The following is a 15,867-nucleotide window of genomic DNA, read 5'->3' on the forward strand; positions in this document are numbered from 1 at the left end:
TCAGGGTTATGCAATGGCATTTTCTACAGGATAATTATTGTAGCTCTTACAAAGGATACCCGAAATATCCCTGAATAAGGTTGAAGTATAACTATTATATTCTCCCAACTGACAGCGTCCGGTTCTGTTTGTCCCGTGGAAATCAGATCCTCCGGTCATTATCAGTCTCTGAGCAGAGCACAACTCATACATTTTCTGCACCTGTTCTTTACTGCTGTTTGCATAGAATACTTCGAATCCATCCAATCCACATCTTATAAGTGATTCTGTCATATAAGGAAATAATGGCTGCCTGTTGCTTTGCTCAAGAGTTCTGAGTATGTGGGCACACACTGCCTTTCCACCTGTTTCATGGATTGTTCTTATAACTTTTTTGGCAGGGAATATTTCCATTGTAATATTCAGGGGTGAATCTTCTGACAACCATATATTGTGAAAATCATAATTGCTCATTTCTTTATTCATCACAGATAACGTGATGTCATGTTTTGTGATTATCCCTTTTACATTATCCAGAAGTGAATAATCAATTTCCATGTCATGTGATTCCAGTTCAGAACAAACTTTCATGCAATAATCTTTTGCATTCTGTTTTGCATGGTCAGTCATTCTGAGAAGCCTGCTATCTTCAGGATCAAAATTGTATCCAAGTATGTGTACTTCTATACCTGAATACTCCGTTTCCGTTGTGAATTCGATTCCCGGGATAAGAGTTATGTTTTGCTTTCCACATTCCCATCTGGCTTCGCAGAGTCCATCAACGGTATCATGGTCTGTGATACTCAGGATTTTCATTCCTTTATTCTTTGCCAGTTTTACTAACTCTGCCGGGTTAAGGTCACCATCAGAGTAGCATGTATGGGTGTGCAAATCCGCGAAATTAACTATAATTTCACCTTCGTACGTCTCGATGCTTTTCCATTGAAATGAGCTAATATATAATTAATCTACATAAAATATAGTGTCCATGAAATCTATATATTGGTAGATAAACACCGAAAAATAAAGGTAAAAAAGATAATTAAAAAAGAGGGATATGAGGAGTTCCTCATATCATTCGGATACTATTTCATCATCGTTCCTGATGGCAGCTACGATTTCTACGGGGTAGACAAAGATCTTACCATCACCGAATTTACCGGTTCTGGCACTTTTTCTTAAAATCTCAATAATTGGTCTGACATCATCGTCACCAACAACCATTTCGATTTCGGTCTTTGGAATCATGTCTACTTTGATCTGTTTACCCCTGTACTGGAGGCAGATTCCTTTCTGTGCGCCACGACCTTTGACCTCTCTCACTGTCATTGCAAAGTAACCTTTCTCTTCCAGTGCTGCCTTTACATCTTCCAGCTTTTCCGGACGAATAACTGCTTTTACTGACTTCATTCATATCACCTCAGGCGGTTGTAGATTCTCCATGCTGGGAGATATCAAGTCCGACATATTCTTCTTCTTCGGTTACGCGCAGTCCCATTGTCTTGTCAATTATAATGGCAAGTATATAGGTCATAACGAATGCGTATATCATTGCTACTGAAGCATCAAAGAGCTGTATAAGGAACTGGTGTGTGTTTCCGTAGATAAGTCCGTTTGTTCCACCAACTGCTGCGCTTGCAAATATTCCTGTTGCAATCGCACCCCAGAATCCTCCCATTCCGTGGACTGCCCATGCATCAAGACTTTCATCAAGTCCCTTGCGCACACGGAAAAGAAGTGCACCGTAACAGAGAAGTCCGGCAAAACCACCGATGACAATAGCAGCCATTGGACCCACGAAACCGGAACCTGGTGTGATAGCCACAAGACCTGCAACTGCTCCACTGATAAGACCCAATGAACTTGGTTTTCCCTTGATCCATGATGCAAGCATCCAGGTAATTGCTCCTGCTGCAGCAGATATGTTAGTGACTACAAGTGCATTTACTGCAATTCCATCTGCTGCAAGTGCGCTTCCTGCGTTAAATGCAAACCAACCGAACCAGAGCATTGCTCCTCCAAGAAGGGTTGTTGTGATGTTCTCTGCTTCCATGCTGTATTTTCCAAAACCAACACGGTTGCCGATTACGAGTGCAAGTGCAAGTGCACCGAATCCGGAGCTGATGTGAACAACAGTACCACCTGCAAAGTCAAGAGCTCCAAGTTCTCCTGCCCAGCCGCCTCCCCATGCCCAGTGAGCAAGTGGATCGTAGACGATTGTTGTCCAGAGTACGCCAAGTACCATAAATGAGCTTAATTTGACACGTTCTGCAACACCGGATGTGAGAATTGCCAGTGTAACGCCTGCAAAAACTAGCTGGAAGACCATGAACAGCATGTCCGGGATGCCGTCACCATCAAGTCCTACTCCTGTTAGACAGAGGTGGTCCAGCCCTCCTATAAATCCGGAAATGTCAGAACCAAAAGAAAGAGTGTATCCAACTGTAACCCACTGGATACTGACAACAGCAAATGAGATGAAACACATTGCTATCATGGAAATGATATTTTTTCTACGTACCATTCCGCCATAAAAGAGCCCGACCCCCGGGGTCATGAGCATTACCATAGCGGTACAGATGATTATAAAGGCAGTATCTCCTGTGTCGATTGCCACTTAGATCACCTGTTTTTCGAGAATGTATTCTATAATTTCTTCCATAGTTCCACCTATGTTTAAATAATGTAATTCGGATATCTGCAATACCATTCCCACTTCCGATACACATCTATTTATACCCATCGATTCAATTTCAATCAGTTTCACTACTCATTGAAAAATTGTACATTCAAATGTATGATTCATTACATGGAGTTTATATGAAATCAAAAGAAGCAATTGTGGATGTTATGCATTTTTAATTCCTTTTTTCTCTAGTTTATAGTAATATTTTTCCGCAGCTTCTACTGTTAACACAAAAACCAGGATAATAGTATAAAAGAAAAATAGCATTTTTCCAGTATGTCGTTGGAAATTACAAATGTATTATTCAGAGAATGACATCGTTTTAATAGACTTTCTAATAAAGATCACCTTCGACATAATTCTTCAGTATATGAAATCCATTATTAGGGCGTTTAGGCTATTTTTGATTGAATCCATTTTAGATAAGTAAACAATACAAAAAGTAGATAAAATATGAAAAGTTCCACAGTTAAGGTTGTTGAATGTCCTGGGAATAGATAGACAAGTGCATAATATATTGCGAACATTACAATTGTTGAATATAGAATTTTGCGCTTCAATGGAATATACTCATCAGCGGTAAATGGGTTATCATCTATTTTTGTTGTCAGTCCGTTCTCTATTGTTGTCCTCATTTCCTGATTTGCTTCAATGACAAAAGTACCGATATATCCACAGCGTTTGCAGTGATAAATTGGACCAAGTTTCATTCCAGTTTCATAATAAAGTCCAGTGTATCCACAATTAGGGCAACACAAATACATATCCTCTTCCTGGTTGTTAACTTCTGGTATCGTCATGAATATAAAACCTAAATAACTAATTAATGCAAATAGAACAGTATATTACAAATACTTAAAAATTTTTGATCATTTTGTAAATCTTTTATAATAATAACTAATGATTATCCTTTATTTGGCGTAGCATGTTATCGTATTCTATGATTTGGGTATTTAGGTAAAAAAGAGTAGATGAGAGTATTAAATTTATTCTCTCTTTCTGAAGATGAATGCTAATCCTATAATTGCAGCTATTGGGAGTGCAATTGTTGGGAACTCCGGGATATCTGCTTGAGTGTAGCACAGATTATCAAATTTAATCTTATTTACACATGGAGATCCACTTGATATTCCAATGCTTTGTATGAACACATCTGCACTTTCGATTTTCAATGTTTTGTCCGTAAGAAATAAACAGTTATATTCGCTGTCTGTCAGCACTTCCCCGTTAACAAGAATCGCATTCATGTTGCCAATAAATGCATCCTCGAATTCAATCGAAACAGATTTTACTGTTGGCGAGAAGGAAATTGTAGTAATGTGATTATCAGGATTATAAAATCCTAAATCCGTTCCAAAGAAGCGTGTATCAACAAGGGTTGCTCCATCTGAGAACGTTACTCCCAAATCGGCATAAGTGTCTCCAATTTCATCCCCGGCATTTAATCTGCCTTCATCGAAGGTTATGTAAATTTCATTTGCACTCGCTGTTCCCACCAAAAGGAATAAAGCAAGTAGCATGTAAACTATTCGCATTTTTTGTACAACCAACATTAAATTTATTGATTTCCTTCTATGAATTCATTGTGTATATACCTTTTCACTAATTATTATTATTATTATTATTATCTATAAACTATATAATTAGCTAAACATGTGGATGTAATTCTTTTGTGAATTACCACTGAGCTAAAGACTGAGCAACTTCCTGCTTTAACATTGGCCCCCATTGTTTCAATTTTCCGTTAATTGGCGAAACAGGAATACTAATATTGCATTTATTTTCTAGTAAGCAAAAGTATGTCTGGCCTAAAAGAATTAAACACTTTGTGATGGGGCGCACATAAAAATAGGTTTTAAAGACGCCAAGAACTGATCATTCAACTAATCATGATTGATCAATACGGTATTAATTCTTTCTTTATTTTTCTTTTTAAACTCATACAAAGCCTATTTATTGGTAGATTAACTATACCAGAGACATACTGTTAATTTGAATGATATCTATAATATGTCTGTATACAGATATGTTAAGACATCAATTTCATGGAGATTTAATAAATGGCAATTCATCCTATAGAATACCGCTACGGCACAGACGAGATGAAATTCGTCTGGAGCGAGGCAAATCGTCTGGAAAAAATCATGAAAGCTGAGGCTGCTCTTGCCAGAGCTGAGGCTGATATCGGACTAATTCCTAAGGAAGCTGCAGATATAATCGAAAGCAGCATTGGTTCTGTGGAACTTGAAAGAGTAAAAGAGATCGAGGACGAGATTCACCACGATATGATGGCTGTTGTACTTGCCATCTCTGAAAAATGCGAAGAAAACGCTGACAAGTGGGTTCACTTCGGTGCAACATCCAACGATATGCTTGATACTGCAACAGGTCTTCAGTTAAAGGAAGCTGTGGCTATTCTGGATACTAAGATCCGCCAGCTCCTGGAGGTACTTCTTACCCAGGCCGAGAACAATAAAAACCTCGTATGTGCCGGAAGGACACACGGTCAGATCGGTGTTCCAACAACATACGGGCTTAGATTTGCCATATGGGCATCTGAAGTTTCAAGGCATATCGAGCGTCTGGAACAGCTCAAACCACGTCTTATCGTTGGCCAGATGACCGGTGCTGTAGGCACCCAGGCTGCATTCGGTAAGGATGGAATTGAGATCCAGAAAAAGGTCATGCAGTATCTTGAGATTGGTTCAGTTGATGTTTCAAACCAGATCATTCAGAGAGACCGTCACGCAGAATTTGTCATGTGGATGGCAAACACCGTAACAACTCTTGATAAGATAGCTGTTGAAATCCGCTCACTCCAGAGAAGTGAGATTGCTGAAGTTGAGGAAAGTTTCAGGAAAAAGCAGGTTGGCTCCTCAACGATGCCACACAAGCGCAATCCAATCAAGTCCGAGCAGATATGTGGTCTTGCAAGAATTGTACGTGCAATGATTGAGCCAGAACTCCAGAACAACACACTCTGGGACGAAAGGGACCTTACAAACTCATCATGTGAAAGGGTTGTATTCCCTGAAGCATGTGTATTGACAGATCATATCATCAAACTTGCAATCGGTGTAATCGAGAACCTCAGGTTCTACCCTGAGAACATCCGTCGCAATCTAGACCTACTAAAAGGTCTTAACATGGGAGAAGCAGTAATGATCGAGCTTGCAATGCGCGGTGTAGGTCGCCAGGAAGCTCACGAGATTGTGCGTTCAAGTGCAATGGAATCTCATGAAAGCGGAAAGCACTTTAAGGATGTACTTCTGGCAAACTCAGAAGTTGCAAATTACCTGAGTGAAGAAGATATCATCAACCTTGTAGACCCTGACAAGTACATCGGCACTGCTGTGGAACAGGTTGAAGCTGTTGTTGCAAAACTGAGAACTAACTAATAAAGAAATAACTAATAAGTTATTTCCTTTTTTTTAAAAACCAGTCACTTTTCAAATGGAAGGACAAGTGTAAAAAAGAATGTGCTTCCTCCATCATGTTCACTTCTAAGTTCTAATTTAGAATCCATAAGTTCAAGTATCTTACTGGAAATTGCAAGTCCTAATCCGGTACCACCATATTTTCGTGTTGTAGAGCCATCTACCTGTGAGAATGATTCGAAAATTCTGGATTTGTCTTTTTCTGGAATTCCTATTCCGGTGTCATTTACTGAAAAAGTAAACATCATTTCCTCGGTTTTGTCGGGGATAACCGTCGTTTTAATCCAGAGATTAATTTCTCCCTTTTCTGTAAACTTAATGGCATTATCCAACAGGTTTTCCAGTACCTGACTTAGTCTGGCAGAATCTACAATAACAAAATGAGGGAAATTTTCGGATAGTCCTACGCTAAACGCAACTCCTTTTTCGCTGGCTCTGGATATGAAACTCTTTGCAATTTGGTCAACAAAATGAGCAAGATTAATCATTTCCGGAACGATCGCCATTTTACCGGATTCTATTCGTGAATAATCCAGTACATCATTTATTAGTTCCAATAACATATTTCCTGATTTATGCACTGTTTCAACGTAATGTAATTGTGATTTATCCAGTTCCATCTCCATCAAAATATCAGAAAAGCCAATTATCAGGTTTAGAGGTGTACGTATCTCATGGCTCATATTAGCAAGGAATTCAGTTTTGGCACGGTTGGCGATTTCAGCACGTGCAGCCATATATTCTGCATTTTCATTTGCTTCTTTTAGATTCCTGTTTGTTTCATGCAGCTCTTTTTCTGCAATTTTGCTTTTAGTGATATCTCGAATTATGATCATCCACCCTAGCGTGTTTTCATTTACTGATGTAAGTGGCAGGAAATCGACATTGAACCACATGTCTGAATTTTGAATTTTTCTCACAATTTCAATACTGGTGACCTTATTTCCATCATTATTTTGTTCATAACCAATAATTTCGGGCCATGAGCTCAATACATCAGCAGCATTTTTTCCAATGTCCTGAGGATGAATGTCCAGATATTTCATGGCAGAACTGTTACAGTCACCGATTCTTTTCGTCCCGTCAATTACTATTACCCCGTCAGGTAATTTTTCAAAAAGAGCACTACGCGCCAGAGGTGTTATATCCAATAACTTATACCGCGTTAATCCAATGTATATCAATAGTGATGTAAACGTAAGTGAATAAGGCAAAAGGTCCAGTCCTGGAGTGAATCCTCCTAAATCATAAACAATCAGTACTACAAATGGAACAATTGCCCCGATGATAACAACACTGACCTGTTTTCTGAAGGCAGGAGCTACTTCAAACCACATTTTAAGCAAAAGTACCTGTCCTGTGATCAGGCAGAAGAAGTTGTAGGCTTGCTGGACGGAGTACCATATTCCAGGTTCACACGTTAATGCAGGAAATATACCATTGTGCCTCATGGCAATTTCTTTAAAATATAATGTATGCTCCCCGATGGTAAAAACAAGAGCTATAGTAAGAAGGGGAATTATGGTTAATGCAATGAGCGTTGTTGCGTTTAACCATCTCTTTTTACCGGAATACTTTATTGCAAATATAAGGAAGAAATAAGGAATGAAAGGAATTCCCATATATTGCAGCTTATAGAAGATAAGAGCAGTATTAAAGTCCGCAGAGGATATTTCCAATGCATAAAAAAAAGAATAAATTATGCTGCATACCAGCAACAACGAGAACGATGTAGTACCATCTGCATCTTTATGCTTTTTTATATGGTATAGCATCATACAGAGTATAAATGCCAAAGCCAGTAGTGGAAGTGCATAGTAATTCAGGTACATGATTTCTTCTTCTATTTAATGGTAGATTTTGCACATAGAATCCTATCTAAAGTAAACGATAATATAGTTCTAATCAGCTTGCTTCAAACCAGTCCATATTAATATATTTTACACAAATTATATTATGGCATGGTATATATGTTTATTTAGTTCCAGATTATCTTATCTCACCGAAAATCAGGACAATTGATAAAAAAGTAAGTTTAAAATCTGTTTATTCCAGTATTTTCTTCAGGAACTGTCCGGTGTATGAAATATTGTTCTCTGAAACTTCTTCCGGAGTTCCCTGTGCAATAATCTCTCCACCACGGTCTCCACCTTCGGGCCCAAGGTCAATGAGCCAGTCTGCGGTTTTGATTACATCAAGGTTATGCTCGATGACAATAACAGTGTTTCCGGCTTCTACAAGTCTCTGAAGTACTTCCAGGAGCTTTTTGACATCATCAAAATGAAGGCCAGTTGTAGGCTCATCAAGTATGTAAACTGTCTTGCCTGTGGAGCGCTTACTAAGTTCAGTTGCCAGTTTTACTCTCTGGGCTTCTCCTCCTGAAAGTGTGGTGGATGATTGTCCAAGCTTTATGTAGCCAAGTCCTACATCGTTAAGTGTCTGCAGCTTACGACTGATCTTAGGTACATTCTCAAAGAATTCCAGAGCCTCTTCCACAGTCATGTCAAGGACTTCAGCAATATTCTTGTCTTTGTACGTAACTTCCAGCGTTTCCCTGTTGTAGCGCTTTCCGTGACATATTTCACATGGAACGTAAACATCAGGGAGGAAATGCATTTCTATTGTAATTATTCCGTCACCTGAACATGCTTCACAGCGTCCTCCACGGACATTGAAACTGAAACGTCCGGGTTTGTAACCTCTGGCACGTGCCATCTTTGTTTGTGCAAAGAGTTCTCTTATCGGAGTAAAAAGATTAGTATAGGTTGCAGGGTTTGACCTGGGTGTACGTCCAATAGGTGACTGGTCTATGGTTATGACCTTATCAACGTTTTCCAGTCCTTCAATTGAAGTGTATTTTCCGGGGATGTCCCTTGCTCTGTTGAGTTTCTTTGCAAGAACCTTGTTCAATGTTTCATTAATAAGTGTACTTTTTCCGGAACCCGATACGCCGGTAACGCAGACCAATACTCCAAGTGGAAATTCAACATCCACATTTTTGAGATTATTCTGACTTGCACCGCGTAGTACCATAGTGCCTGTTGGCTCCCTTCTGATTTCCGGAATTTCTATCCTGAGTTTTCCACTCAGGTATTTTCCAGTGGTGGAATCCTTATTTTTCATAATCTCCTTTGGAGTTCCTTCGGCAACTATATCACCACCGTGAATACCTGCTCCCGGTCCCATATCAACAACATAGTCTGAATTACATATGGTCTCCTCGTCGTGTTCGACAACAAGGACAGTATTCCCGATATCCCGGAGATGTTTCAGGGTCGTTATAAGCCTGAGGTTATCTCTCTGGTGCAGGCCGATACTCGGTTCATCGAGAATGTAGAGCACACCCATAAGACTGGAACCAATTTGTGTTGCAAGCCTGATACGTTGGGCTTCGCCACCGGAAAGCGTGGCTGCTGAGCGGCTAAGTGTAAGATAATCAAGCCCTACATCAACAAGGAATCCAAGCCTTGCTTTTATCTCTTTGAGTATAAGTCGGGCAATTGTGTATTCTCTTTCATTGAGCTTTGGTTCAAGTTCCCTGAAGAATTCCAGAGCTTCTTCCACAGACATTTCTGTTGTATCGATAATGTTCCTACCATCAATGGTTACTGCAAGTGTGACCGGTTTGAGTCTTTTTCCGTGACATGTGAGGCAGGGTTTGGTACTGATATACCTGCTCATCCTTTCCTTGCTGTTTTCGGATTCAGTGCCTTCATAGATTTTGGAAAGGTTTGCAATAACTCCCTTGAAACGTCCTTTGTGCTTCCACATACCACCGTTTCTTCCGACATGGACGAACGGGATAAGCTCTTCACTACCGTAAAATATTATATGCTGAATTTCAGGCTCAAGTTCCTCAAAGGGTACATCCATGGAAAATCCATGATGATTTGCAAGGGATTGCAGTGATTGCATGTAGTAACCATCTTTTTTCTTGCCGTACCATGGTTCTACAGCTCCCTCATTCAATGTTAGTTTTTTATCTGGTACTATAAGGTCAGGGTCAAATTCCATTGATGTTCCAAGACCGTGGCACTGCGGACATGCTCCCTGTGGGCTGTTAAATGAGAATGCTGCAGGTTCCATTTCCTCAAAACCAATGCCGCATTCCGGACATGCAAGTTTCTCGCTGAATGTAAGCTCTTCTCCGTCAAGCACCTGGACTGTGATGGTTCCACCGCTTTTTTCCAGTGCGGTTTCCACGGAATCCGATACTCTTTCCTCAATTCCTTCTTTGATTACAAGCCTGTCAACAACAATGTCAATATTATGCTTGAAATAACGTCCGAGTTCGATATCCTCGGCATCTTCAAGCAGGTGAATTTCACCGTCCACACGCACTCTTGTGAACCCTTCACTGCGCAGGTCAATGAGGAGTTTCTTGTATTCTCCCTTTCTTTCTCTCACCAGCGGAGCAAGCACGTGTATCTTTGTACCCTCCCGCAAGTTCATTATACTGTCAACTATCTGGTCAACACTCTGAGTTTCAATGATCCTGCCGCATTCCGGACAGTGTCTTATGCCAATGCGGGCAAAAAGCAGCCTTAGGTAGTCATAAATTTCAGTAACGGTTCCCACCGTAGAACGGGGATTTTTGCTCGTGGTCTTCTGCTCAATGGAAATAGCAGGTGACAGCCCTTCGATATACTCTACATCCGGTTTTTCCATCAGTCCGAGGAACTGCCTTGCATATGCTGAAAGAGATTCAACATACCTGCGCTGTCCCTCTGCGTAAATGGTATCAAAAGCAAGCGATGATTTACCAGACCCGCTCAGCCCGGTGATAACGATTAACTTATCACGCGGAAGGGTTAGGTCGATATTCTTAAGATTGTGCTCTTTGGCACCTTTTATCCTGATGCTGCTCAAAGACATTGTCTACTCTGATGCCTGATTAATAAGTATAGTTTGCGGTATGACGAACAAATTTCAGGCAAACACCTGTTTGTTACTTTTATTTCTGGTGGCAGCACTCTTTTTTTGAATACTTCTGATCGTGGTGATCAGCTTAACTTTCCTCTCAAACTCATTCATGTACTGTAATTGCAGAATTTGATATATATTGGAGATGTAAGCAGGGTGAAAGTATTGATGCATAATAAGTGATGATTGGTGATGATTGATATTTCCAGTTTTATTTTATAGTAACCGGTGATACTGATTTTGCATACATGTTATTATTTAATATAAGCTGTTTAATATTCTGAGAAAGACATTCTTTTTGTTCAACAAAAACGCATTTATACAGGGTTGCACTTCTAAATGTCTGTTGGATCTTGTACAGGGTATATTTCTCATATTCATATCTAAAATATCATTGTTGAGCGGAATTTGTGTAGTAAATATGAGTTCATACGGATGTGGTATGCAGTCTAATCAAAAGGAGCGCTGAATCCTATGAAATATGATTATCATGAGTGTTCTCACCATGAAAATACAAAAACGAAAGGTCCACACCTAAGTGATGATTTTTTCTTACAAACTATTGGTATTTATAATGCATTTTTTGCAGAAAATGAAGTAAGCATGCTACTCATTAATTCTGATAATTCTATAGTTGATGCCAACAAAGCAGCTTGCAATTACTATGGATGGACACTTGAAGAGATTACCCAAAAAAAGATTGAACAAATAAATGTTTTTTCAGCGGAATACATTAAAAAAGAATCACAGAAGGCAGTAAATGAAAACAGGGATTATCTTTTGCTTAAACATTTTACTGCAACAGGCCAAATAAAGGATGTAAAAGTATATAGTGGCTCCATTCTTGCAGGAGGGTATGATTTTACTTACAACCTTGTTCATGATGCTTCAGTAGATGAGCATGTAGACGATAAACTAAAAGGAATACAACTTTCTGTCATAAAAAGGCTTAATGATATAGGTAAGTGGAGTTTAGATATTAAATCCGGTAAAATGGTTCTTTCTGAAGAAGCAAAAAAAATATACGGGCTTGGAAATACGACTGTTACAATGGATCTGGTTCGTACACTTGCATTATCTCAATATTTACCTATGCTTGATAAAGCCAGAGATGACCTGATAGAAAAGAACATTCCTTATGATGTACAATTTAAAATAAGAAGATACAATGATGGGTCTCTACGTATCATACGTTCCGTGGCTCAATATTATGCAGAAAAGGACATGATCGTTGGTGTTCTCCGTGATATCACTGAGCTTAAAAGGACAAAAAATAAACTCAGGGAACGAAAATCTCTTTTGAATCAAGTAGGGAAAATTGCTCATGTTGGGGCATGGGAACTTGATGTTAATACAGGATCAATAACATGGACTAACGAAGTTGCCAGGATTCATGAAGTTGATTCTAATAGCAGTATAAATATTGAATCATTACTTGATTTTTATTTACCTGATTCCAGAAAGAATCTGTCAGATGCTATTACTACTATTATTAAGAAGGGTAATTCAATGGATCTTGAATTGGAATTACTTACATCAAAAGGAAACCACAAATGGATCCGTATAATTACTCAGCCGAAAATAAACGATGGCAAAGTTTCAAAAATAATAGGTTCACTTCAGGATATCACAGAACAGAAACAAGCTGCGATCAAGATATCAGAAGAAGCCAGATGGCGCCGTCTTTTAATGGAACAGTCAAGTGATGGAATAGTTATTCTTGATCAGGATGGAAAAGTAATCGAGGCCAATCCACGCTATGCTATGATGCTTGGTTATTCTCATGCAGAAATGCAGCAATCATCTATCTGGGATTGGGACGTTTTCCGTGATCATCAACAAATATATGATATGCTTCAACTTAATGACAAAAAAGAAGTTCTTTATGAAACAAAACTTCAATGCAAAGATGGTAATGTAATTGAAGTAGAGGTCAATGCCAATTCTGCTATATTTGGTGGAAAATTTATGATCTTTTGTGTGTGTCGTGATATTAGTTTGCGTAAGAGTTTTGAAAGAGAACTTTTAGCTGCTAAAATTACTACAGAGAATGCCAACAAAGTAAAGAGCGAATTTTTGGCTACTATGAGCCATGAACTAAGGACACCTCTTACCTCCATCATCGGGTTTTCGGATGTATTGCTGGAGGGGATGGCTGGTGACTTAAATCAAAAACAGTCTAATTATATAGGCCACGTTTCAAATGCTGGCAAGCATCTATTAGAATTAATAAATGATATACTTGATATTTCTAAAATTGAAGCCGGGGAATCAGAACTTAATTATGAATTTTTTGATTTTTCGACTTTGATCAATGGCACTATCAATGTACTTCGGCCGCTTGCTGAGAAAAATAAAATTAGTCTGGATATAGATTTCGATCCTGAATTGAAAATGATTGTTGCAGACAGCACTAAATTAAAGCAAATTGTGGCAAATCTAATTAGTAACGCTATAAAATTTACACCCGAAAACGGTAGTGTGTCAGTTAAATCATTTTTATCCGGTGATCTTATACACATCAGTATAAAAGATACCGGTATAGGAATTGCAGCAAATAATATGGATAAATTATTCCAACCATTTAAGCAGTTGAATCAATGTCTTAACAGAAAATATGAAGGTACAGGATTAGGCCTTGCTCTTTCTAAGAAGTTTGTAGAAATGCATGGTGGAACTATCCGGGCTGAAAGTAAACTTGGTGAAGGTAGTACTTTTACATTCACGATTCCAATGTGTAGTGAAATAGATATTAGTTGAATATCTTACTCTTTTTGTCTTTTGTAAAAAAACAAAATAACGATTGATGCCAGAGGGATTGTTACAAGTGGTTTTTTAAGAATACTCTTACTTGAACCAAATATAGAGTTCATCGTTGATACAGTTTCTACGGTCTTTTGTTCAGTATCCTCTTCCTGTGCAAGTGTAGAGTAAAATGGTCTTTCGGTCTGGTTATTTACAACTATTAAAGTGTGGATGGCAGAATCTATAGTGCTGAGATTATCTTTCACTGTAAGTGTTACTGTATAAGTTCCCGTTTTCTGATATACATGGGAATTAATTCCAGTACTATCGCTTACATTGTTTCCGTCACCGAAATCCCACATGTAACTAATAATTGAACCGTCTTCATCACTTGAGTTTGTTCCATAGAAACTAACGCTGGAATTTACAGGAAGTTTATCAGGAGCTTCAATAACAGCTTTAGGAGCAGCATTTATTTTTCCATTAATTACACAGTAATTCTTGATGGTTCCATAGTTGTTGATTGTTCCATAATTGTTTATTATTCCTTTTATTGGTGGATATTCATAATTAACAATAGTTCCATAGTTGTTAATTGTTCCACAATTGTCTATTTTGCCATAATTAATAAGGATCCCGCGAATTTCTAAAAATGAACCATTAGCAAATTCAATTGATCCGCCTTCCTCTACAGTTAGACTTGCAACCGCTTCAATTACAAGTTTCTCACCACTGTTCAGTATGAGATTTTCATCCGATTTTATTATGACATGACTGTTTTTAGCTATAATTTCCGGATTTGTTATTGTTCTTGCATTTGCAATTCCTGTAAATACAACTAAATAGAAAACAATTATCAGGAGAACTACCTTTTTTATCATTTATACCAGATTTGCTGTCGGTTCAAAATATCATCTATAATTCAATTGAATTGCTCTGAGTACCCTCAATCTCATCTATTCAAGAAATTATCCGGTATATATAGGGTCTTTTTAGATTAACACATATTAGTTTTTGATTTAATGTTGTGTGCCCACTTGAAAACAGATTCTTATTTATCAGGTCATTTTTTTGTATCGCAACGAGCAAAGTACAGTTTCCTAACGCTTATCTATATAAATCTATAGCAAATAATCTTAATATCCACGAAAAGAGGAGTTCATAATGAAGACACTTGTTACATACCTGAGCCAGACCGGAAATACACAGAAGATCGCTGAAGCCATTTATGGTGAACTTGAGGGCGAGAAAGAAATTAAACCAATCAATGACGTTGCAGACCTTGAAGGCTATGACCTTGCATTTATCGGATTCCCTGTAATGCAGTTCGACATTCCTCCAAAGGTGAAGTCATTCATAACCGATAAAACCGCAGGCAAGAACATTGCTATTTTCATGACACACGCTGTTCCTGAAGGCTTTGAAGCAATCCACTCATGGACAGGCTCATGCAAGGAAGCAGCAGCAGGTGCAAACTTCCTCGGTTCATTTGATTGCCAGGGAGAACTCGCACAGCCTGTAATTGACATGCTTCTTCAGGCAGAAGACCCACAGATGAAAGCATTCGGTGAAATGGGCCCATCAACAAAAGGCCAGCCGGATGAGTCCCGCGTCCAGAAGGCAAAGGAATTCGCAAAGGAAATCCAGGCTAAATTATAATAACCTCTCTAACTTATCTTAATCTGTAAAAACGGCAAATAAATTGGAACTAATGGAGGGGATAATTTATGGCAGAAACAAAGAAGGCTCCAGTATTCTGTGAGAAATACTGCATTGTATGCAAAGGTGCACGCGCTGGAAATGGTCTTTGCAAGGCTATCCAGAACCTTGAACTCAAGATATTCGGTGAAAAAGGTTGCATATGGGGCAAGGCAAGAACAGAATACTATGGTGTTACACCTGATAAACCAATTCAAAAGTAAGTTTCTTATTAAAGGCAGCTAGCCTTTTTTCTCTTTATTTTTCTGTACGAATTTGATATTTTCTTTTTCTCTAACTCTTGTTGTTGAATGGATAATCAGGAGTTTGAAATCTGCAACTGGAATATGGATTTTTGATTTCCTGTTTCGCCAAATAAATGAACAGTCATATAGTAAT

12 protein-coding genes are annotated in these 15,867 nt (G+C 38.6%); 4 read left to right on the forward strand and 8 right to left on the reverse strand.

Translation table 11 applies throughout. The features are described from left to right. Positions 1-6: 6 nt before the first annotated feature. The 5 genes from FKV42_RS09540 to FKV42_RS14140 form a co-directional block, all read right to left on the reverse strand. Positions 7-870 (reverse strand): PHP domain-containing protein, encoded by an 864-nt coding sequence (locus FKV42_RS09540; protein ID WP_196214104.1) that lies wholly within the window; start codon positions 868-870, stop codon positions 7-9. A 183-nt stretch (positions 871-1,053) separates the two neighbouring features. Continuing rightward, positions 1,054-1,389, reverse strand: coding sequence for a P-II family nitrogen regulator (locus FKV42_RS09545; protein ID WP_154809983.1), 336 nt, complete (start codon positions 1,387-1,389; stop codon positions 1,054-1,056). 10 nt (positions 1,390-1,399) lie between these two features. Then, positions 1,400-2,596, reverse strand: coding sequence for an ammonium transporter (locus FKV42_RS09550; protein WP_154809984.1), 1,197 nt, complete (start codon positions 2,594-2,596; stop codon positions 1,400-1,402). A gap of 461 nt (positions 2,597-3,057) precedes the next feature. Next, positions 3,058-3,465, reverse strand: coding sequence for a hypothetical protein (locus FKV42_RS09555; RefSeq protein ID WP_154809985.1), 408 nt, complete (start codon positions 3,463-3,465; stop codon positions 3,058-3,060). 186 nt (positions 3,466-3,651) lie between these two features. Beyond that, a complete protein-coding gene (locus FKV42_RS14140) occupies positions 3,652-4,200 on the reverse strand; it encodes a PEF-CTERM sorting domain-containing protein (RefSeq protein WP_230375580.1) in 549 nt (182 codons plus the stop codon). Positions 4,201-4,725: 525 nt separating this feature from the next. Between FKV42_RS14140 and purB the strand changes: the two genes are divergently transcribed. Then, entirely contained in the window at positions 4,726-6,063 is a 1,338-nt protein-coding gene (purB, locus tag FKV42_RS09565) for an adenylosuccinate lyase (protein WP_154809986.1), read from the forward strand. Between the two features lie 44 nt (positions 6,064-6,107). On the opposite strand, the gene FKV42_RS09570 is transcribed toward purB, so the two are convergent. Both FKV42_RS09570 and uvrA read right to left on the reverse strand, forming a co-directional pair. Beyond that, entirely contained in the window at positions 6,108-7,934 is a 1,827-nt protein-coding gene (locus FKV42_RS09570) for a sensor histidine kinase (RefSeq protein WP_154809987.1), read from the reverse strand. Between the two features lie 214 nt (positions 7,935-8,148). After that, a complete protein-coding gene (uvrA, locus tag FKV42_RS09575) occupies positions 8,149-10,977 on the reverse strand; it encodes an excinuclease ABC subunit UvrA (RefSeq protein ID WP_154809988.1) in 2,829 nt (942 codons plus the stop codon). Between the two features lie 522 nt (positions 10,978-11,499). On the opposite strand from uvrA, the gene FKV42_RS09580 reads away from it, so the two are divergent. Beyond that, positions 11,500-13,785: a PAS domain S-box protein gene (locus FKV42_RS09580; protein ID WP_154809989.1), complete on the forward strand. Its 2,286-nt coding sequence runs from the start codon at positions 11,500-11,502 to the stop codon at positions 13,783-13,785. A 5-nt stretch (positions 13,786-13,790) separates the two neighbouring features. Here the strand turns inward: FKV42_RS09580 and FKV42_RS09585 are convergent, their stop codons facing one another. Next, entirely contained in the window at positions 13,791-14,651 is an 861-nt protein-coding gene (locus FKV42_RS09585) for a PKD domain-containing protein (protein ID WP_154809990.1), read from the reverse strand. A gap of 283 nt (positions 14,652-14,934) precedes the next feature. Here FKV42_RS09585 and FKV42_RS09590 point away from each other — a divergent pair, with 283 nt between their 5' ends. Both FKV42_RS09590 and FKV42_RS09595 read left to right on the forward strand, forming a co-directional pair. Then, entirely contained in the window at positions 14,935-15,429 is a 495-nt protein-coding gene (locus FKV42_RS09590; RefSeq protein ID WP_154809991.1) for a flavodoxin family protein, read from the forward strand. A gap of 68 nt (positions 15,430-15,497) precedes the next feature. Beyond that, positions 15,498-15,692: a hypothetical protein gene (locus FKV42_RS09595; protein WP_154809992.1), complete on the forward strand. Its 195-nt coding sequence runs from the start codon at positions 15,498-15,500 to the stop codon at positions 15,690-15,692. The last annotated feature ends 175 nt before the right edge of the window (positions 15,693-15,867 follow it).

It is taken from the genome of Methanolobus vulcani (assembly GCF_006546655.1).
Taxonomy (GTDB): Archaea; Halobacteriota; Methanosarcinia; order Methanosarcinales; family Methanosarcinaceae; genus Methanolobus; species Methanolobus vulcani_A.

What these genes read in the sequence shown, in the direction of transcription:
- FKV42_RS14140 (WP_230375580.1), bottom strand. Translation starts at nt 4,200, where the DNA reads ATGCGAATAGTTTACATGCTACTTGCTTTATTCCTTTTGGTGGGAACA.
- FKV42_RS09590 (WP_154809991.1), top strand. Translation starts at nt 14,935, where the DNA reads ATGAAGACACTTGTTACATACCTGAGCCAGACCGGAAATACACAGAAG.
- FKV42_RS09585 (WP_154809990.1), bottom strand. Translation starts at nt 14,651, where the DNA reads ATGATAAAAAAGGTAGTTCTCCTGATAATTGTTTTCTATTTAGTTGTA.
- FKV42_RS09580 (WP_154809989.1), top strand. Translation starts at nt 11,500, where the DNA reads ATGAAATATGATTATCATGAGTGTTCTCACCATGAAAATACAAAAACG.
- uvrA (WP_154809988.1), bottom strand. Translation starts at nt 10,977, where the DNA reads ATGTCTTTGAGCAGCATCAGGATAAAAGGTGCCAAAGAGCACAATCTT.
- FKV42_RS09545 (WP_154809983.1), bottom strand. Translation starts at nt 1,389, where the DNA reads ATGAAGTCAGTAAAAGCAGTTATTCGTCCGGAAAAGCTGGAAGATGTA.
- FKV42_RS09595 (WP_154809992.1), top strand. Translation starts at nt 15,498, where the DNA reads ATGGCAGAAACAAAGAAGGCTCCAGTATTCTGTGAGAAATACTGCATT.
- FKV42_RS09570 (WP_154809987.1), bottom strand. Translation starts at nt 7,934, where the DNA reads ATGTACCTGAATTACTATGCACTTCCACTACTGGCTTTGGCATTTATA.
- purB (WP_154809986.1), top strand. Translation starts at nt 4,726, where the DNA reads ATGGCAATTCATCCTATAGAATACCGCTACGGCACAGACGAGATGAAA.
- FKV42_RS09555 (WP_154809985.1), bottom strand. Translation starts at nt 3,465, where the DNA reads ATGACGATACCAGAAGTTAACAACCAGGAAGAGGATATGTATTTGTGT.